Here is a 20,392-nt window from a genome sequence, read left to right as displayed (position 1 = left end):
TGCCTGGCATGGCAGCGCCGTCGACAATAGCGGTGACGCCAAACCGACGGACAACGATGACCATCCTCCGCATGACCGACCTCGACCTCGCCGGCAAGCGCGTGCTGATCCGGCAGGACCTCAACGTGCCCATCGACAACGGCGAGATCACTTCCGAGCAACGCATCACCGCCTCGATCCCGACACTGAAACTGGCGCTAGAGAGAGGCGCCGCGGTGATGGTGATGTCGCACCTCGGCCGGCCGAAGGAAGGCCAGTGGAGCGAAGAGGACTCGCTCGCGCCGGTCGCGCGCCGGCTCGGCGAGCTGCTCTCGATGAAGGTGCCGCTGGTGCGCGACTGGGTCGACGGGGTCGAGGTGGAATCAGGCCGGCTGGTCCTGCTCGAGAACTGCCGCATGAATCCCGGCGAGGGCAAGGACAGCGAGGAGCTGGCGAAGAAGTACGCGGCCCTGTGCGACGTGTTCGTGATGGACGCCTTCGGCACCGCGCACCGCGCGCAGGCCTCGACCCATGGCGTGATCCGCTTCGCGAAGCAGGCGGCCGGCGGCCCGCTGCTGATGGCCGAACTCGACGCGCTGGCCAAGGCGCTCGACAATCCCGCGCGCCCGCTGCTGGCGATCGTCGCCGGCAGCAAGGTCTCGACCAAGCTCGAACTGCTGTCCAACCTGGTCGGCAAGGTCGACCAGCTGATCGTCGGCGGCGGCATCGCCAACACCTTCATCGCCGCGCAGGGCCTGCCGGTGGGCAAGTCGCTTCACGAGCCGGACCTGCTCGACACCGCGCGGCAGATCATGGCCGACGCGAAAGCGCGAGGCGCGGACATCCCGGTCCCGACCGATGTGGTCGTGGCCACGCAGTTCCATCCCGATGCCGAGGCCACGGTGAAGGCGGTGGCAGACGTCGCCGATGACGAACTCATCCTCGACATCGGCCCGGAGACGGCCGCGCGCTATGCGGCCATGATCGGCGAAGCCGGTACGGTGGTCTGGAACGGGCCCGTCGGCGTCTTCGAGTTCGAGGCGTTCGGCAAGGGCACGCAGACGCTGGCGCGCGCCATCGCCGCCTCGGGTGCGTTCTCCATCGCCGGCGGCGGCGACACGCTGGCGGCGGTCGACAAGTACGGCATCGCCGGCGACGTGTCCTACATTTCCACCGGCGGCGGCGCCTTCCTGGAGTTCCTGGAAGGCAAGACACTGCCGGCGGTGGCGGCGCTGGAGGCGCGAGCCTGACGAAAGGCCTGCACCGGACGCGCTCGGCTGGTGTATCGTCCGTCCCGGGGGACACGGTGGGACGGGAATGGGGATACGGGCAGTAGCGTGGGTGCTGTTCCTGCTGGCAGGAACGGCGCAGGGGACCGTGGTCGAGCACGAGCGCGGCGAGTACAGCTTCGGGACCGGACCGGTGCCCGCGTTCGTCGAGCGCGCGACCCCTCCGGACCATTGGCCTTCCGATGCACCCGGGGTGGATGACGAGCGCTGGCGCTTCTGGCTGTACGACTTGCAGGCCGACCGCCGCGAGGGTCGCGATCAGCTGTTCGTCGATTATGCCTACGAGGCGCGGGGTGCCTCGCTGGTGGGCGATGCCGGTCGTTTCCAGGTCAGTTTCAACCCCGGCTACCAGCGACTGACGATCCATGAGGTCAGGCTGCGACGCGACGGTGCCTGGCAGGACAGGCTGTCTCCCGAGCGCGTCTCGCTGGCAAGGCGCGAAGACGGCTTCGAGCAGGACCTGGCCGACGGCACCGTGACCGCGCTGATCGTACTGGACGACGTACGTCCCCGTGACGTGGTGCGGATCGCGTACACCATCGCTGGCAGCAACCCGGTGCTGGCCGGGCAGGGATCGGACTGGCTTCGCTTCGGCTGGCAGCATCCGATGCTGCACGCGCGACTGCGGGTGCTGTTGGATCCAGGGACCACTCCCCGCGTGTATCGCGAAAACGGCGCACCCCGGGAAGTGGTTCTTGACCGCACCGATGCGGTCGAAGTGGTGCTCGATGCGGCGGCGCTGCCGCTGGTGGTGGACGACGGACAATATCCGGCCTGGTATCAGCCCTATCCGCTGGCACAGGTGAGCGCGGCGCGCAGCTGGGACGATGTCGTGGCGTGGGCGTTGCCGCTTTATCCGGTGGTGGAGCGCTTGCCGGAGCCCCTGGAGCAGAAACTGGCCGAATGGGCGCGGCTGTCCGACCGGCGCGCGCGCATGACCGCCGCGTTGCGTCTGGTGCAGGACGACATCCGCTATTTCGGCGTCGAGATGGGCGAGAACACCCATCGGCCCACGCCACCGGCGGAGACATGGCGCCGTCGCTACGGGGACTGCAAAGACAAGGTGTACCTGCTGGTGAGCCTGTTGACGCGAATGGGCATCCGCGCCGTGCCTGCGCTGGTGAGCACCGCGCGCGGCAAGGCGGTGGCCGGGTTCGCGCCCTCCGCCTCGGTGTTCGACCATGTGATCGCACGGGTCGAGGATGGCGGGGAAGTGCTGTGGCTCGACCCGACCATCACCCTGCAGGGTGGGCGCGCGGGCGAATATGACCTGAGCGCATACGGCGCGGCGCTGGCTGTGACGCCCGGCCGTGCCCGCATCGAGCCGATCGTCGCGCCGCGCGGTGTCGCCGATCGCAACGGCGTCACGGTCATCGAGCGCTACGTGCCGCAGCCCGATGCCCGCGAGGTGCGATTCGGGGTCGAAACCCTCTATCGCGGCGACCTCGCCGACAAGCGCCGCCGTTCCCTCGCGAGCGAGCGTGGAGACGAGCTGTCGCGGCGGTACGCGGACTACTACCGTCGCCGCCTGGGCGAACTGGAAGCGGTGTCCGTGCCCACGATCAAGGATGACCGTGAAGCCAACTTGCTGACGGTCACCGAGCAGTACCTGCTCAAGGCGCCGTTCGACGACGAGCCGGGCACTGTCAAGGCGCTCGACGTCTATGCCGAAACCCTCCAGGAGCTGACCCAGCTTCCCGCCTCGATGGTGCGGACCTCGCCGTTGGACTACGCCGCGCCCGGCGCCTATCGACATGAGATCGAGGTGGCCGTGCCGGAGCAGTGGAAAGCGACGTTCGGCAAGGAGCAGTCTCAGGCGTCCGCGGCGGCGTTCGACTATTCCCGCAGCGTGGAGACGCTTGGAAACACGGCGCGCATCGTCTACCAGCTGCAAGTGAAACAGCCGGAGGTGGCCGGGCCGGACGCCGCCGGACACCTGGGCGAGATCCGCAGGCTCCAGGATGAGCTCTCCGCTACCCTGCGTTTCCGGATTCCCGTGGCCGCTGCCGTCGATGACCGGCAGCAGCGCCTGCAGAAACTGCTGCGCAAAGCCATCGACGAGGGAAGCGGCCCATGAGATCCCATCCACTGCGCGCCACGCTGCTGGCGGCCATGCTGGCGTGCGCATGGCCTGCGATGGCCGACGGGCCGCGCCTGCAGGTGCGCGACGTGATCGATGCCCCGCAGGCGGCTTGGGACCGCTTCCTGTCCGATCCCGCCTACGCCGATGCCTACGATGCCTACGACGTGCTGGGCGAGATCGGGTACGCCCTGGTGGAGGTCGATGTCGCGGCGTGCAAGGAGCATCGCGCTCGGCTGGAAGCGGCGGTTCGCCAGGCGCCGGTCAGCATCGCCCTGCATCGGGCGCGCATGCTGTGCGCGGAAGCGGTGGGCGACGAGACGGCTGCGGAGGAGGCGATGCTCGCGACTGGCGCGCTGTCGCAACTGGCGTTGTCCGACCGCCGGGAAGGCTTCTGGCCGGAGCCGGCGCGAGTGATGGGGCCGCTGGACATCTATGCCCTGCTCGCCTCCAGCGGCCTGGAGTTCCGCTACGAATACTTCCCGCAGCTAGCGCCGCAGCGTCACTATCCCGTGGTGGTAGCGGCTTGGGACGACACGCTAGCTGCCGAGCGCCACCTCTGGTTCGATTACATCGACACCGCCAACAGCCTGGTGCGCGGCGACCCGTTCTCCGGATATCCCGTGCAGCGCAGCCAGCTCGCGCACGGCTTCATCCAGTCGCTTGCGGAAAGCAACGAGGTCGCGGCGATCGACATGCAGGCACTTCTTGCGTTTCGTATCGCCGGGGGCAAGCCGGACGTCGTCGACAAGCTGAGGCCCGGTGCTTCGGCCGGCGGCGTCCAGTCATCCGGCGCCTGGCTCATGACGTGCGCGCTCCACCCGACCGAAGGCTGCGCAGATGGCCTCGTGGACGCCCTGCTGCCTCAGGCAGAGCGGGAGCAGGCCGCCCACACCGCGTTGCTGGCGTTGGCCTATGCACTAGGCGTAGGCGTTGAGCGCAATCCAGAATCGGCGGCAGCGCTGCTGGATGCCGCGGACCGGCGTTGGCATCGCGGCGGTGGCACTGTGCTGCTCGCCGGGCTCTGGACCCAACTCGCCGGCAAGGAACCGCCGCCTGCGTTCCTGTTGCGGAGGATGCAGGCCGCCCAGGCGGACGGACACCCGATGATCCCTGCGATCACCGCGGCCTGGAAGCTCGCAGTCGATGGCGTGCCGCAGCTCGACCCGGTGGAATTGCGCGCGCTGGCCGACCCTGTCAACAACGGCGTCGGCAAGGGTTACTCGTTGTTGGTCAACTATCACCATCGACGTGGCGAGGCGCTGGCAGTCAACGGCTGGATGAAGTCTGCCGCCGATGCGGGCGACGCGAACGCGCAGGCCGCGATGGGCGCGACCTTGTACGCGGCCGCGAGTACCGACGCGCAACGGCGGCAGGCGATGCAACTGGTCGAGCTGGGTGCCCAGGGCGGCAGCGCTTTCGGCGCACGCAGACGTGCGCAGCAAAGCTTGCGTACGGGCGAGTGGTCACAGGCGGAAGGCTGGCTGATCGGCGCCGCGCAAGCCGGCGACGTCGATTCCCTGTTGGCGCTGGCCGGTATCTACGAACACGCGCGCCCGGGAGTGCACGGCACGCCGCAACAAGCCGTGGACACCTATCGCGGACTGTCCGACCAACTCGACAGTGCGGAGGCCCGGCGCCGGCTCGCCGACATGGCGCTCGCGGGCCGGGGGATGGACAAGGATCCGGTACGCGCGGCTGCTTGGCTGCGGACCGACGCCGAGAAGGGAGATGGCGCGTCGGCCGCCCGCCTGGGATACGCCCTCCTTGCCGGTGAGATGGGCGCTCGCGACGAGGCTGAAGGCAAGCGCTGGCTGGACCGGGCGATCGGGGAGGGACATGCGCCCGCATACGTGGCCTATGGCGGCTGGTACTTCTATCGTCACGACAACACGCTCGCCAGTCGTCGGCGCGGGATCGAGCTCTGGCGCAAGGGCGCCGAGGCGGGAGAGGCGGTGGCACGCAACAACCTGGCCTGGGCCCTGTGCACGGCGCCCGAGCCGGAGCTGTTCGATGGTGTCGGTGGCCGGGATGCGGCGATGCCGTTGCTGGCCGATGCCGACCGGGCCGCCTGGCTCGACACCGTAGCGGCCTGCCATGCGGCGGTGGGCGAGTTCCCGAGGGCTGTCGAACTGCAGGAAGAAGCGATCGACGCGCTCCCGAGCGGCGAGGCCGCTAGCGATTCACGACGTGAAGACGGCTATGCCGCGCGCCTGGCGCTGTACCGGGATCGCAAGCGGTATGTCGAGCCTCATCGCACTGAAGTCGACTTCCAGTGAAGTGGGACGCCGCCGCGAGCCATGCGAGTGGCCGCGGTATCGGGCGGCTTGGACCAACGGCCATCGGGCATGGGAACCCTGACCTATCGCCTGCGTCCGTGCCACTCCTGCGCGAGCAGGCCGAACAGTTCCGAATCGGTCGCTTGGTCGCCGACGAAGAAGCGCTCCCGGAGCACGCCTTCGCTGCTGAAGCCCAGCCGGAGCAGCAAGGCGCGCGAGGCCTCGTTGCGCGGATCGATGTCGGCCTCGATGCGGTGCAGGCCGAGGGTGCGGAAACCCCAGTCGAGCGCCATCGCGACGGCGTCCGACGCCAGCCCGCGACCCCACAGCGCGGAGCGCAGCGCATAGCCGATCTCCGCGCGGCGATGGCGTGCGTCGAACCGGAACAGGGTGCAACTGCCGATCGCGAGGTCGTCGCGGCGATCGGCGACGACCCAGTCCAGCGACTCGCGCCGCTCGAACGCCTCGCGCATCTCCTCCACCTTGCCCTCGGCCTGCATACGCGAGCGCATGGGCGCGCTGCTCCAGTAGCGCATGACCCTCGGGTCGGCGAACAGCGCGAACAGCCCGTCGATGTCGTCGGTGCGCGGTTCGCGCAGGCGCACGCGCGCGCCCGTCAGCGTGGGAAACGCCGGCAGGGCGGCAAGACGGGCATGGATGTCGCCGGGCATGTGCGATATCGCCAACGGGCTGGGCTAGGATAGCGGGCTCTTGCGGCGCCGACGGCGCCAATCCTTACGTCTGCAACCGGTTCCCGTCCAATGTCCGAACACCGCCGCCGTACCCGAATCCTCGCCACCCTCGGTCCGGCGACCGATCCCCCGGGCGTGCTGGAGGCCATCATGCGCGCGGGGGTGGACGTGGTGCGGCTGAACTTTTCCCATGGCGATCCTTCGAGCCAGATCGCGCGCGCCCAGGCCGTGCGCGAGGCCGCGGCGCGGGTCGGCATCGAGGTCGGCATCCTCGCCGACCTGCCGGGGCCGAAGATCCGGGTCGAGCGCTTCGCGGAAGGCAAGGTCGCGCTCAAGACCGGCGACCGTTTCGACCTGGTCGCCAGCGAGGACGCGCCTCCGGGCACGCAGCACGAAGTGGGCGTGAGCTACCTGGGCCTGCCCGCCGATCTCTCGCCAGGCGACGTGCTGATGCTCGACGACGGCATGGTCCAGCTCAAGGTCGAGCGCATCGAGGGCCAGCGCATCGTCAACACCGTGCTCAACGACAGCGTGCTGTCCGACCGCAAGGGCCTGAACAAGCTCGGCGGCGGCCTGTCGCTGGGCGCGCTGACCGAGCGCGACCGCGAGCTGATCGGAGTCGCCGCGCAGATCGGGGTCGATTTCATCGCGGTGTCGTTCTGCCGCAATGCGGCCGACATGGAGGAGGCGCGTTCGATCGCGCGCTCGCATGGCTGCGACGCAGCGCTGGTGTCGAAGGTCGAGCGCGCGGAGGCGATCGAGAACCTCGCCGAGGTCATCGATGCCAGCGACGTGGTCATGGTGGCGCGCGGCGACCTGGGCGTGGAAATCGGCGATGCCGAACTGCCCGGCCTGCAGAAGAAGATCATCCGCGAGTCGCTGGCGCGCAACAAGGTGGTGATCACCGCCACCCAGATGCTGCAGTCGATGGTCGAATCGCCGATCCCCACCCGCGCCGAAGTGCTGGACGTGGCCAATGCGGTGATCGACGGTACCGACGCGGTGATGTTGTCGGCGGAGACCGCGGCCGGCAATTTCCCGGTGCGCGCGGTGGAAGCGATGGCGCGGATCTGCGTCGGCGCTGAGCGCCAGTTCTCGCACGATACCGATTTCGAGAAGGCGCAGCGCAACCTCGAGCGCGCCGACCACGCGATCGCGATGGCGGCGATGTTCCTCAGCGAGCACATCGGCGTGGGCACGATCGTGGCGATGACCGAATCCGGCGGTACCGCGCGCTACCTGTCGCGCTTCCGCTCGGGTGCGCCGATCTACGCGTTCTCGCGCCATGGCGGCGCCCGCCGGCGCATGGCGCTGATGCGCGACGTGTTCCCGATCGACTACGACAGCCGCGGCCAGACGCCCGGCGAGGCGGGCCGGGGCAGCATCCGCCTGCTGGTCGAGGCCGGACTGCTGGAGCCTGGCGACCGGGTGGTGTTCACCAGTGGCGAGCGCATGGAAACGCACGGCGCGACCAACACCCTGCGGCTGCTGCAGATCGGTGCCGACGGCCGTGCCGAAGGCCTGGGCGAACTGTAACGGCGTGCGGGCGCGCGGCATGCGCGACGGGTCGATCCCGGCCGCGCTTGCGCGGGCCGGATCTCGCCAGCCGCTATAATTCCGCAACTTCCCAGCCGGCCCCGCACCGCCATGAGCATCGAAACGCTCGCCGAAACCGCCCGGGCGATGGTCGCCGCGGGCAAGGGCATCCTGGCGATCGACGAGTCGACCAGCACGCTCGCCAGGCGCTTCGAAGGCGTCGGCATCGCCAACAACGAAGGCAACCGCCGCGCCTATCGCGAGCTGCTGCTGACCACGCCGAGGCTCGACCAGTACATCAGCGGCGCGATCCTCTACGACGAGACCATCCGCCAGTCCACCCGCGAGGGCGTGCCGTTCGCCAGGTTCATGGCCGACAACGGCATCCTGCCGGGGATCAAGGTCGACAAGGGCACCCAGCCGCTGGCCGGCTGCCCCGGCGAGGTGGTGACCGAGGGCCTCGACGGCCTGCGCCCGCGCCTGGAGGAGTACTACAAGCTCGGTGCGCGCTTTGCCAAGTGGCGCGCCGTGATCCACATCGGCGACGACATCCCGTCGGGCACATGCATCGAGGCCAACAGCCATGCGCTGGCGCGCTTCGCCGCGCTGTGCCAGGAGCAGGGCCTGGTGCCGATGGTCGAACCGGAGGTGCTGATGGACGGTGCCCACGACATCGAGACCAGCTACGAGGTGCACGAGGTGGTGCTGCGCTCGCTGTTCGACGCGCTGTACCAGCACAACGTCGCGCTGGAAGGCACGATCCTGAAGGCGTCGATGGTGTTGCCCGGCAAGGACAGCGGCGAGGCCGCCAGTGTCGAGGAAGTCGCCGAGGCCACCCTGATGTGCCTGAAGTCGACCGTGCCGGCGATCCTGCCCGGCATCGTGTTCCTGTCCGGCGGGCAGGACGACGAAGCCGCTACCGCACACCTCGATGCGATGAACAGGATGGGGCCGCACCCGTGGCCGCTGTCGTTCTCCTACGGTCGCGCCATGCAGTCGGCGGCGATGAAGATCTGGTCGCAGGACCTGGCAGGCAACGTCGGCAAGGCGCAGGAAACGGTGTTCGCCCGTGCGCGGGACAACGGCCTGGCGGTGCGTGGAAAGTGGGGCGCCGCCGCCTGAGGCCCGTCCCGGACGACGCCTGTTTTCCCGTGACCGCCGGCGCATGCCGGCGGTTCGCGTTCTCCCCAGCGGATCGGATCCCGCGCGCCGCGCGGGCCGATGTCGAGACCGGGTGAAGACATACGTCGCGGGCGGGAGTGGCCACGTAACGCCTGGACACGACTCCGGTTGACACGATCGGTCGGCGGATGGCCCCCGCTAATGGCAGGGGTCGGCGTTCACGGCGGCCCGATAGAATCGGACGGTTTCCCCACCTGCGTCGACGATGCCTTCCCACCCCCGCGTGCTGTTGCTCCCGACCCTGCTCCTGGGCGGGGCGTGTCTCCTGTTGGCCGGTTGCGGCAATGACGCGGCCTCGGCCGGGCCGGCGAATGCCGCCCCCGCCGCCGTCGTGAGCACGCAGCAGGTGTCGCTGCAGCCGTGGAACGACACCATCTCGGCGCTCGGCACGGCCACGGCGCGTGAATCCGTCACGATCACCGCCAAGGTCAGCGAGACCGTCGAGCGCGTGCATTTCGACAGTGGCGACGAAGTGGCTGCGGGCGCGACGTTGATCACCCTGTCGGGCAACCAGCAGCGGGCGGCGCTGCAGGCCGCGGAGGCCGAGGCCAAGGAGGCCGAGCAGCAGTACCGGCGCGGCAGCGAGCTGGTGCAGCAGCAGCTGATCGCGCGTTCGCAGCTCGACAGCCAGCGCGCCACGCGCGACGCGACGCTCGCTCGGGTGGCGCAGATGCGCGCGGACATCGGCGACCGCAGCATCCGCGCGCCGTTCGCCGGCGTGCTCGGCATCCGACGGGTGAGTCCCGGCGCGCTGGTCACGCCGGGCACGGTGGTGGCGACCCTCGACGACATCTCGCGCGTGCACGTCGATTTCCCGGTGCCGGAAGTGCACATCGCCCTGCTCGCCCCGGGGCAGTCGATCGTCGGCACCAGCGTCGCGTACCCGGACCGCTCGTTCGAGGGCGAGGTGTCGAGCATCGATACCCGCATCGATCCCGGCACGCGTGCGGTGCTGGTGCGCGGCGATTTCCCGAATCCCGAGCACCGCCTGCGCCCGGGCATGCTGCTCCAGGTGGAACTCGCCCAGTCGCAGCGCGACGCGCTGGTGGTGCCGGAGATCGCAGTGGTGCAGGTGGGCAACGAAACCTTCGTCTGGCGGGTGAAGGACGACCAGACGGTCGAGCGGGCCACGATCACCGTCGGCGAGCGCCGCGCGGGAAGCGTCGAGGTACTGGATGGACTTGCTGCCGGCGATCGCATCGTGGTCGAAGGAACTGGCAAGCTGCGACCGGGCATGGCCGTAAGCGAAGGGAGTGGACCGCAGGCGGAGCCGGACCGGCCACCCATGCAGCCGGAACAGGCGCGACCGCCGGCGCAGCCAGGGCAGGATCGCCAGCCGGCGACGCCGCCGGCACGACCCGCGGCGCCCGCAGGCTGATCCGGCATGAAGCTTTCCGACATCTCCATCAAGCGGCCGGTCTTCGCGATCGTCATGAGCCTGCTGCTCGTGGTGCTGGGGCTGATGTCGTTCATGCGCCTGACCCTGCGCGAACTGCCGAACATCGACCCGCCGATCGTGTCGGTGGAGGTGACCTATCCCGGCGCCTCCGCCGCCGTGGTCGAGACCCGCGTCACCCAGATCCTCGAGGACGCGCTGTCGGGCATCGAGGGCATCAACACGATCGAATCGCAGAGTCGCAACGGCCGCGCCGACGTCACCATCGAGTTCAACCTCACCCGCGACATCGAAGCCGCCGCCAACGACGTGCGCGACCGCATCAGCCGGGTGATGGACCGTATGCCGGACGAGGCCGACCCGCCTGAGATCTCGAAGGTCGAGGCCGATGCCGAGGTCATCGTCTGGCTCAACATGCGCTCCACCGCGATGGACACGATGGAGCTGACCGACTACGCCGACCGCTACATCGTCGACCGCCTGTCCGCGCTCGACGGCGTGGCGCGGGTGCAGCTGGGCGGCGGCCAGCGCTATGCGATGCGGATCTGGCTGGACCGCGACGCGATGGCCGCGCGCGGTATCACCGCCTCCGATGTCGAGGCCGCGTTGCGCAGCGAGAACGTCGAACTTCCCGCGGGCCGGATCGAATCCGAGGATCGCGACTTCACCCTGCGGGTAGAACGGGGGTACCGCGAACCGGAGCAGTTCGCGCAGGTGCCGCTGCGCAAGGGCGAGGACGGCTACGTGGTCCGGCTGGGCGACGTGGCGCAGGTGGAACTGGGGCCGGAGGAGCGACGTGCCTACCTGCGCAGCAACGGCGTTCCGAACGTCGGTCTGGGCATCGTCCGCACCTCCACCGCGAACGCGCTCGACGTGGCCCGCGCCGCGCGGGCCGAGGCCGAGGTGATCCAGCAGACGCTGCCCGCGGGCACCGAGATCTTCATCGCCTACGACGGCACCACGTTCATCGATGCCTCGATCAGGCGGGTGTACTGGACCCTGCTCGAGGCCACCGGACTGGTGTTCCTGGTGATCTGGCTGTTCCTGGGCAGCCTGCGCGCGGCGGTGATCCCCGCGGTCACGGTGCCGGTGTGCCTGATCGCGGCATTCATCGCACTGTATGCCTTCGGCTTCTCGATCAACCTGCTCACCCTGCTGGCGCTGGTGTTGTGCATCGGGCTGGTGGTGGACGATGCGATCATCGTGCTGGAGAACGCGCAGCGCCGGGTGGACCTGGGCGAGCCGCCACTGGTGGCGGCTCGGCGCGGGACGGCGCAGGTGGCGTTCGCGGTGATCGCCACCACCGCGGTGCTGGTCTCGGTGTTCCTCCCGATCGGGTTCATGGAGGGGAACACCGGGCGCCTGTTCCGGGAGCTGTCGGTGGCGCTGGCCGGGGCCGTGGCGCTGTCGGCGTTCATCGCGCTGACGCTCACGCCGATGATGTGTTCGAAACTGCTGCGACCGCACGGCAAGGAAACCGGCTTCAATGCCTGGATGAACCGCCAGCTGGCGCGGGTGAGCGCCGGCTACGGCCGGCGCGTGTCGCGGTTGGTGGCGCTGCCCTCCGCACGCCTGCTGCTGGTGGTGATGGCGGTGATGGCGGCGTGCGCGGTCGTGGCCGCGCTGCTGTTCCTGCGGGTGCCGAGCGAACTGGCGCCGGCGGAGGACCGGGGGCGCTTCTTCGTGATGATGGACGGCCCGGAAGGCGCGGGTTTCGACTACACGGTGTCGCAGATGCAGCAGCTCGAGCGCATCGTGCTCGCGCAGGTGGGCGAGGGCAAGCCGATCGAGCGCGCCAATTCTCGGGTACCGCGCGGCTGGGGCGGCAGCGAGGAGATGCATACCGGCCACGTCATCGTGTTCCTGGAAGACTGGGGTACGCGCGAGCAGACCACCGACGAGGTGGTGGCGGACCTGCGCGCGCAGTTCGCGGCGTTGCCCGGCGTGCAGGTGCGCGCCAACGTGCCGGGCGGGCTGGTCGGCAGCCGCGGGCAGCGCTACCAGCTGGTCCTGGGTGGACCGGATTACGCGGAACTCGCGCAGTGGCGCGACCGGGTGCTAGCGCGCATGGAGGAGAACGAGGGGATCATGGATCCCGATTCCGACTACAAGGAAACCCGGCCGCAGATGCGCGTGGAGATCGACCGGGTGCGCGCGGCGGACCTCGGCGTCTCGGTCACCGAGATCGGGCGCACGCTGGAGACGATGATGGGCTCGCGCCGCGTCACCACCTACGTCGACAACGGCGAGGAATACGAGGTGATGCTGCAGGCCGGTCGCGAGACCCGGATGACGCCCTCCGACCTCGCCAATACCTACGTGCGTGGCCGCGACGACACCATGATCCCGATGTCGAACCTGGTGACGCTCGGCGAGATCGCCGAGCCCGGCAGCTTCAACCGCTTCAACCGCCTGCGCGCGATCACCATCAGCGCCGGCATCGCGCCCGGCTACAGCACGGGCGAGGCGATCGACTGGACCCTGCAGGTGGTGGAGGAGGAACTCCCGGACTATGCGCAGATCGACTGGAAGGGCGAGACGCGCGAGTACCAGCGCGCCGGCGGTGCGGTGCTGCTGACCTTCACCATGGCCCTGCTGATCGTGTACCTGGTGCTCGCGGCGCAGTTCGAGAGCTTCATCCACCCGCTGGTGATCATGCTCACGGTGCCGCTGGCCGTGCTCGGCGCGCTGCTCGGGCTCTGGGTGACGGGCGGCACGCTCAACCTGTTCAGCCAGATCGGCATCGTGATGCTGGTGGGGCTGGCGGCGAAGAACGGCATCCTGATCGTCGAGTTCGCCAACCAGCTGCGGGACGAGGGCCAGAGCGTGCGCGAGGCGATCGCCGAATCGGCGGCGGTGCGATTGCGCCCGATCCTGATGACCTCGGCGGCGACGATCATGGGCGCGGTGCCGCTGGTGGTCGCGGGCGGGCCGGGTTCGGCCAGCCGCGCCACCATCGGCGTGGTGATCATCTTCGGCGTCGCGTTCGCCACCCTGCTGTCGCTGTTCGTGGTGCCCGCGTTCTACGCCCTGCTGGCCCCGTTCACCCGCTCGCCCGATGCCCTGGCGAAGAAGCTGGAGAAACTGGAAGAGGAAGTCGAGCCGGTGAGCGGCCACGCCTGAGGCGCTGGCCGCAGATACCTGGGACGATGTCTGCCGGGCGGGGTGCTCGCCCGAGGAGGGTGTGCATTGACCGTGTCCCCGTCGATTCCCGCAATAGATCACCGCATCCGCCTGCGCGCCTGGCGCGCGGCCGACCTCCATGCGCTGCTGCGCCACGCGAACGATGCGCAGGTCTCGCGCGGGACCAGCGACCGTTTCCCGTTTCCCTACACCCGCGCCGATGGCGAGGCCTTCCTCGCCGGGCGGGTGGTGGACCTGTCCGCACCGGTGTTCGCGATCTAGATCGACGGCGAGGCCTGTGGCGGCATCGGTGCGCGCCGGCTCGCAGGCGAGCGGGAGGTCGGTGCGGAACTGGGCTACTGGCTGGGCCGCGAGCATTGGGGGCGTGGCCACATGACGCGCGTGGTCTCGGCGTTCGCGCCGTGGGTGATGGACATGCTCGGCGTGTTGCGCCTGCAGGCGAGCGTGCTCGACTTCAACACCGCATCGGCGCGCGTGCTGCTGCGCAACGGCTTCGTCGAGGAAGGCGTGTTGCGCAGCGCGGTGCGCAAGCGCGGGAGACTGCACGACCTGCGCGTGTTCGCGCGGCTGTCCTCGTCCTCGTCCTCTCCCGGCCAGGGTTGAGGCGGCGCCGGGGCGAAGTGCGGTTTCCCGGGACGAATCCGCCGCTCCTGCATCCGGCGACAGCCTCTCCTGGCCGCGATTGCGCCCAGCGCAGACCGCGCTGCGCCCGCCGGCCGCTTCGCGTTTTCGGGCCGATGGGTCAGAATCAGGCGGTCCGCCAGCCGCGCGCCGGCTGCCCGACCTCCATCCGAAGCAAGGGGAACGTGCGTTGGAACAGATCGTCAACACCCTCAACAGCTGGATCTGGAGCCCTCCGCTGATCTTGCTGTGCCTTGGCGCGGGCCTGTATTTCTCTATCCGCACGCGCTTCCTGCAGGTGCGCGGCCTGCCCGAGATGATCCGGCTGATGCTGTCGGGCGAGAAGTCCGCTGCCGGCGTCTCGCCATTCCAGGCGCTGGCGCTGTCGCTGTCCGGGCGCGTGGGCATCGGCAACATCGCCGGCGTGGCGACGGCGATCTACTTCGGCGGACCGGGGGCTGTGTTCTGGATGTGGGTGGTCGCCTTCCTGGGCGCGTCGACCGCGTACGTCGAATCCACCCTCGGCCAGATCTACAAGGAAACCGACGACAAGGGGCAGTACCGCGGCGGTCCCGCGTACTACATCGAGAAGGCGATGGGCCAGCGCTGGTACGCATGGCTGTTCGCGCTGGTGACGGTGGTGGCCACCGGCTTCCTGCTCCCGGGCGTGCAGGCCAACGGCATCGCCGCCAGCATGACCAATGCCTGGGGCATCCCGCCGGTGGCGACCGCGACGTTCCTGGTCATCGCGCTGGGTTTCATCATCTTCGGCGGGGTCAAGCGCATCGCCGCGTTCGCGCAGGTGGTGGTGCCGTTCATGGCGCTGGCCTACATCCTGGTCGCGCTGGTCATCATGTTCCTCAACTACGCGCAGATCCCGGAGATGTTCCTGCTGGTGTTCCGCAGCGCGTTCGGGATGGAGGCCGCGTTCGGCGCGGTGCTGGGCCTCGCCATCGAGTGGGGCGTCAAGCGCGGCATCTATTCCAACGAGGCCGGGCAGGGCACCGGCCCGCACGCCGCCGCCGCGGCCGAGGTCTCGCACCCGGCCAAGCAGGGCTACGTGCAGGCGTTCTCCGTCTACGTCGATACGCTGCTGGTGTGCAGCGCGACCGCCTTCATGATCCTGTCGACCGGCATGTACAACGTCACCGATCCGGAGGGCGGGATGCTGTTCGAGGCGCTGCCCGGCGTGGCGGTGGGGCCCGGCTTCGCCCAGAACGCGGTGGAGCAGGTGCTGCCCGGCTTCGGCGCGGCCTTCGTCGCGCTGGCACTGCTGTTCTTCGCCTTCACCACGATCATCGCCTACTACTACATGGCGGAGACCAACGTCGCTTACATCAACCGCAAGGTGCACCGGCCGTGGCTGACGCTGCTGCTTCGCCTGGTGATCCTGGCCGCGGTGACCTTCGGCGCGGTGCGGAGCGCGGAGATGGCATGGACGCTGGGCGACATCGGCGTCGGGCTGATGGCCTGGCTCAACATCATCGCGATCCTGATCCTGCAGAAGCCGGCGCTGGCCGCGTTGCGCGACTACGAGCGGCAGAAGGGGGAGGGGCTCGACCCGACCTTCGATCCGGACGCGCTCGGCATCCGCAACGCGGACTTCTGGCGCAAGCGCGATTGACATGGCGGGCAGGCGCACGCCGCCGTCGCCGGGTCGCGACAGCCCCTGGGGATCGCGCACGCGCGAGGCGGTGGCGCCGGGCCGCGAGGAACGCGCGCCCGCGGACAGGCCCGGCGAGCTGCGCCTGTACGGCCTGAACGCGGTGCGCGCGGTGTTCGCGCGCCGGCCGCAGGCGATCCGCAAGCTGTACGTGGCGCAGGAGCGCATCGGCCAGCTGCAGCCGCTGCTGAAATGGTGCGTTACCCAGCGCATCGGCTACCGCGTGGTCGAGGATGTCGACGAACTCAGGCGGCTGGCATCCAGCACCCACCACGAAGGCGTGGTGGCCGACGTGCTGCGCGAATCGCCGCGCACGCTCGAAGACTGGCTGGCCGCGCTGCCAGAAGGCCCCTGCTGCGCGCTGTGGCTGGACGGCGTCGGCAACCCGCACAACCTCGGCGCGATCCTGCGGGCGTCGGCGCATTTCGGCGTCGCGGGATTGCTGCTGGCGGAACGTTCCCCCCTGGCGCTCTCTGGCGCGGCCGCCCGTGTGGCCGAGGGCGGCGCGGAGGCGGTGCCGATGGTGCGCCTCGGCGCCGACGCCGAGGCGATCGCGCGCCTGCGTGGCGCGGGCTTCACCCTCGCCGCGACCGTGGTGCGCGACGGCACGGACGTGTTCGCCGCGCCCTTGCCACCGCGACTGGTCTACGTGCTCGGTGCCGAGGGAGAGGGCATGGGCACGGCGCTGGCGGCGGCCTGCGACCTGCGCCTGTCGATCCCCGGCACCGGCGCGGTGGAAAGCCTCAACGTCGCCGCGGCGACGGCGGTGCTGCTGGCGCAGTGGGCGCGTACCCGTGCGGAGACCAGTCCTGACGGTGCGGCGAGGCCCGGCAGCGAACCGGAACCGCGCGGGCGCGGCGCGACGCCAGCGGCCTGATCGTGTGCCCGCCGAACACGCGGGGACCTTCTGCGGACTACTGCGCCGGGGACAGCCTGATCGCGGCGCCACCACCCGAAGACAGCTGCAGCGACAGCGCGCGTTCGCCTGCATCGAGCGTGCGCGCCTCGCGACGCACGTCGGTCGGTGCGGCGCCATCCTGCCACAGCGTCGCCTCGAACCGGCCATCGCCGAGGAACGACAGGTCGACCTCCAGTGTGCGCGCGGTTTCGTTGGTCATCGCCCCCACGTACCAGTCTTCGCTACGGCGCCGCGCGACCACGATGTGTTCGCCGATGGCACCCGACAGCACGCGCGTCTCGTCCCAGCTGGTGGGCACCAGGGTGAGGAAGTCCGCGCCTGGTGCGTCGACGTACACGTCCGGGCTGTCGGCCACCATCTGCAGCGGACTCTCGTAGACCACGAACATCGCCAGCTGGTGCGGGCGCGTGCCCATCACCTGCGGCCGCACGAACGAGGCCTCGAACTTCTCCGGCGCGGTGTTGCGGAAGCCGCCGGGCGTGTAATCGATCGGCCCCACCAGCATGCGCGTGAACGGCAGCGTGAGGTTGTGGGTGGGCGTCACCCGGCGGCTCCACTTGTTGTACTCGGCGCCGAGCACCCCCTCCTGGGTGAGGAAGTGCGGCCAGGTGCGGTTGAGGCCGGTCGGGCGGTAGGCGCCGTGCAGGTCGAGCATCAGTTCGTGCTCGGCGGCGCTGCGCATCATGCGGTGGAAGAAGGCGACCATCTCCTGGTCGTTGCGGTCCATGTAGTCGATCTTGACGCCCTTCACGCCCCAGTCGCGATACAGCGCGAACAGCTCGTCCATGCGCGTGTCGAGCGCCTTGAAGTGTACCCACAGCCAGATGCCGACGCCGCGCTCGCGCGCATGCGCCAGCAGTGCGGGCATGTCGATCTCCGGGATCGTGCGGCCTGCATCGGCGGACGGGTCCCACAGGTCGCCGCCGCTGCTGCCCGGGTACCAGCCGGCATCGATCAGCATGTAGTCGAGCTGCATGTCCGCGGCGTGGTCGATGTAGCGGCGCATGGTCGCGGTGTTCATGCCGGGCTCCGGCACGTCCGGCGCCACGCTGCCGGACCACCAGTCCCACGCGCTCTTGCCGGGAACGATCCACGACGTGTCCTCGATCGGAGTCGGCGGATTGAGGTGTGCGATCAGGTTCGATTCCACCAGCGCGCCGGGCGAGTCGCCGAGCATCAGCACGCGCCATGGCGTGAGGTGCCCGCCTGCGGCGACCTCGGCGCGCGGGATGCGCACGGCGAACTCCGGCGTGTCGTGTCGTGGCGAGAGGCGGGTATCGAGTCCCAGCCGGCCATCGCCACGGCCGGACAGGTAGAACGCCGCGTACCGGTCGAGGTCGGCCTCGGCGATGGCGAAGGTCGCCTGTCCGCGTCCGGTCTCGCACACCAGCGGCAGGTCGATCAGGTGCATCGGCCGGATCTTCGAGGCCTGGATCGGATCGAACTCGCCCTCGTGCGGGGTATTGAAGCGGCCGACGTTGAACGACCAGCAGCGGTAGTCGCGCGGGAACAGGTAGCCGGTCAGGTCCTGCCGGACCAGCAGGTCGCCCTGCGCCGGCAGCGGCAGCCGGTAGCGGAAGGCGATGCCGTCGTCGTAGGCGCGCAGTACCAGGCCGAGCGTGCGCCCCTGCGCGTCGGCCAGGTCGACCTCCAGTTCGCGGTAGTGGTCGCGGCCCTCGCGCGCCTTGCCGGCGACGAAGCGGTAGCGTGCGTCGTGTTCGCGCGTGCGGGTGCCGGTGATGCGCAGGTCGCGTTCGAGGCGGTCGTCGGCGAACTGCGCGCCGAGCGGCGACGGCAGCAGGACCGGCTCATCGCGCCAGGACACCGAAAGTCGTGGCTGGCCCGCCTCGTCCAGCGTCAGCGACGCCGAGGCCGTGCCGGCGGGCGATCGCAGCTGCAGGGGTTCGGCGGCCTCCGCGTGTGCGAGGCTGGCCACGGCCAGCAACAAGAGCAGGAGCAACGTGGCGTGGCCGCGCATGGCGAATCCTCTACCCGGGTGACACCGCGAGCGTACCGGGTCACCTGCGCAGTGTCTGGAATAGTTCGAATACGAATTCGCATAGCGCGAGGTCACGCGCGCATTCGTGTTTTGCCGCCATCCGGATCACGTCCGGACGACGTGGCCGCCTGCGGGTGTGCGCCCGGCGCCTGAAGGCCCGGCGGAGGCTCCGTGTACGGGTCGCCGCTGCGAAACGCGGCCCATCAGGGCGTCGCGGCCGCCTTCGGCGCGCTGCCGAAATCACCTTCGGCTTCGGCCGCGAGCCACGCGAACACCGCGTAGGCGGCGACGTTCTGCGCCAGCGCGTCGGGATCGATCTTGTCGAGGGTGTCGTCGGCGTTGTGGTGCAGGTCGAAGTACCCGCTGCCGTCCTGGCCCAGCCAGGCCCAGGTGCCGCCGATCGCCGCCAGCGGCGAGATGTCCGGGCCGGGTCCGCCCTTGCCCGGCAGGTGTTCGATGCCCAGCGGTGCGAGCGCTTCGGCGATGCGCTGCGAGGCCGCCTGTGCGTGCGCCGGTGCGCCGGTGCTGAAGCCGTAGATGCGCCCGGCGCCGAAGTCGCTCTCGGCGGCGAGCACGTGGTTCGACACCGCGTCCGCATGCCGGCGCGCATATTCGCGCGCGCCGATCAGGCCCTGTTCCTCGTTGGCGAAGGCCACCACGCGGATCGTGCGGCGCGGCCGCTGCGGCAACTGGCCGATCAGGTGGCCGGCGGCCATGGTGATGCCGACGCCCGAGGCATCGTCGATCGCGCCGGTGCCCAGGTCCCACGAATCGAGGTGGCCGGCGATCAGCACCACCTCGTCCGGCGCCTCGCGCCCGGTGATCTCGCCGATCACGTTGTGCGAGGTGTATTCGGCGCCGGTCCAGCCGCAGTCCAGCGCGAGGCGCACGCGCACCGGGCCGCGCCGAAGCAGGCGCGTCAGCTGGTCGGCATCCACCAGCGACAGGGCGGCGGACGGGATCGGCTCCAGCCCCTCGTCGAAGCGGGTGATGCCGGTGTTCGCCACCCGGTGCGGGCTGGTGCCGATCGAGCGCATCAGGTAGCCGATCGCGCCCTTGCGGATCGCCTCCGAAGGGCCGCGGCTGCGTACCGCGCCGGCCTTGCCGTAGCCGCTGCCGTCGCGCGTGCGCTCCATGTCGTGGTCGACGAACGCGATCCTGCCGTCGAGCGAACCGGCGGGCGCGGCCTGGAGCGCCTCGAAACTGTCGAAGCGCACGATCTCCGCGTCCACCGTGCCGCCCGGGCTGCCGCCCAGGGCGGTCACCAGCAGCGGCTGCGCGTGGTCGCCCAGCACCTCGGCGCGTTCGCTGCGGCGTTCCCAGGTGGGAAAGCGCACCGGCTCGGTCCACACCCGGTCGTAGCCCAGCGCGCGCAGCTTCGCCTGCGCCCAGGCCACCGCGCGCGCGTCGGCCTCGCTGCCCGGCAGGCGCGGGCCGATCTCCGTGGTGAGCGACTCGACCAGGGTCCATGCGGTGTCGTCGGCGAGCGCGCGCTCGCGCAGGGTGCCCGCGATCTCGAATGCTGCATCGGGGATGCGCGTGGGTTCGGCGGCGGACGCAGCGGCGGGCAGCAGGCAGGCGAGCACGAGGGACGCAAGGCGCATGGATCTGGA

At 69.9% G+C, this 20,392-nt stretch carries 11 protein-coding genes and 2 pseudogenes; 10 read left to right on the top strand and 3 right to left on the bottom strand.

Translation table 11 applies throughout. From position 1 onward, the window contains the following. Positions 1 to 56: 56 nt before the first annotated feature. The 3 genes from FZO89_RS05620 to FZO89_RS05610 all read left to right on the top strand — a co-directional run bounded on the left by FZO89_RS05620 (position 57) and on the right by FZO89_RS05610 (position 5,627). Entirely contained in the window at positions 57 to 1,229 is a 1,173-nt protein-coding gene (locus FZO89_RS05620; RefSeq protein ID WP_149102321.1) for a phosphoglycerate kinase, read from the top strand. A 91-nt stretch (positions 1,230 to 1,320) separates the two neighbouring features. Beyond that, complete coding sequence (locus tag FZO89_RS05615; protein ID WP_187471050.1) at positions 1,321 to 3,345, top strand: DUF3857 domain-containing transglutaminase family protein; 2,025 nt, start codon at positions 1,321 to 1,323, stop codon at positions 3,343 to 3,345. Then, positions 3,342 to 5,627, top strand: coding sequence for a tetratricopeptide repeat protein (locus FZO89_RS05610; protein WP_149102319.1), 2,286 nt, complete (start codon positions 3,342 to 3,344; stop codon positions 5,625 to 5,627). Before FZO89_RS05615 ends, FZO89_RS05610 begins: the two co-directional genes overlap by 4 nt. A gap of 83 nt (positions 5,628 to 5,710) precedes the next feature. Here the strand turns inward: FZO89_RS05610 and FZO89_RS05605 are convergent, their stop codons facing one another. Then, the gene (locus FZO89_RS05605; protein WP_149102318.1) at positions 5,711 to 6,298 is read right to left on the bottom strand and encodes a GNAT family N-acetyltransferase; all 588 of its coding nucleotides are present in this window, start codon (positions 6,296 to 6,298) and stop codon (positions 5,711 to 5,713) included. Between the two features lie 90 nt (positions 6,299 to 6,388). On the opposite strand from FZO89_RS05605, the gene pyk reads away from it, so the two are divergent. The 7 genes and pseudogenes from pyk to FZO89_RS05570 all read left to right on the top strand — a co-directional run. Further along, the gene (gene pyk, locus FZO89_RS05600; protein WP_149102317.1) at positions 6,389 to 7,855 is read left to right on the top strand and encodes a pyruvate kinase; all 1,467 of its coding nucleotides are present in this window, start codon (positions 6,389 to 6,391) and stop codon (positions 7,853 to 7,855) included. 111 nt (positions 7,856 to 7,966) lie between these two features. Next, positions 7,967 to 8,977 carry a class I fructose-bisphosphate aldolase gene (locus FZO89_RS05595; RefSeq protein ID WP_149102316.1) on the top strand — a complete coding sequence of 337 codons (1,011 nt, stop codon included), beginning with the start codon at positions 7,967 to 7,969 and terminating at the stop codon, positions 8,975 to 8,977. Positions 8,978 to 9,260: 283 nt separating this feature from the next. Next, complete coding sequence (locus FZO89_RS05590) at positions 9,261 to 10,415, top strand: efflux RND transporter periplasmic adaptor subunit (protein ID WP_187471183.1); 1,155 nt, start codon at positions 9,261 to 9,263, stop codon at positions 10,413 to 10,415. A gap of 6 nt (positions 10,416 to 10,421) precedes the next feature. Next, entirely contained in the window at positions 10,422 to 13,556 is a 3,135-nt protein-coding gene (locus FZO89_RS05585; protein WP_149102314.1) for an efflux RND transporter permease subunit, read from the top strand. Between the two features lie 72 nt (positions 13,557 to 13,628). Then, positions 13,629 to 14,180, top strand: a pseudogene (locus FZO89_RS05580) (GNAT family N-acetyltransferase). Positions 14,181 to 14,388: 208 nt separating this feature from the next. Then, positions 14,389 to 15,822 carry an alanine/glycine:cation symporter family protein gene (locus FZO89_RS05575; RefSeq protein WP_149102313.1) on the top strand — a complete coding sequence of 478 codons (1,434 nt, stop codon included), beginning with the start codon at positions 14,389 to 14,391 and terminating at the stop codon, positions 15,820 to 15,822. A 1-nt stretch (position 15,823) separates the two neighbouring features. Beyond that, positions 15,824 to 16,645 (top strand): annotated as a pseudogene (locus FZO89_RS05570) (TrmH family RNA methyltransferase); the annotation flags it as partial. A gap of 130 nt (positions 16,646 to 16,775) precedes the next feature. On the opposite strand, the gene FZO89_RS05565 reads toward FZO89_RS05570, so the two are convergent. Together FZO89_RS05565 and FZO89_RS05560 are read right to left on the bottom strand one after the other, a co-directional pair. After that, positions 16,776 to 18,758, bottom strand: a complete 1,983-nt coding sequence (locus FZO89_RS05565) for a glycoside hydrolase family 97 protein (RefSeq protein ID WP_149102311.1) — start codon at positions 18,756 to 18,758, stop codon at positions 16,776 to 16,778. 224 nt (positions 18,759 to 18,982) lie between these two features. Next, positions 18,983 to 20,383 (bottom strand): M28 family peptidase, encoded by a 1,401-nt coding sequence (locus FZO89_RS05560; RefSeq protein WP_149102310.1) that lies wholly within the window; start codon positions 20,381 to 20,383, stop codon positions 18,983 to 18,985. Between the last annotated feature and the right edge of the window lie 9 nt (positions 20,384 to 20,392).

It is taken from the genome of Luteimonas viscosa, from assembly GCF_008244685.1.
In the GTDB taxonomy this organism is placed as follows: Bacteria; Pseudomonadota; Gammaproteobacteria; order Xanthomonadales; family Xanthomonadaceae; genus Luteimonas; species Luteimonas viscosa.
Note: the sequence above shows the minus strand (reverse complement) of the source record. Positions and strands in the feature narration are given on the sequence as shown.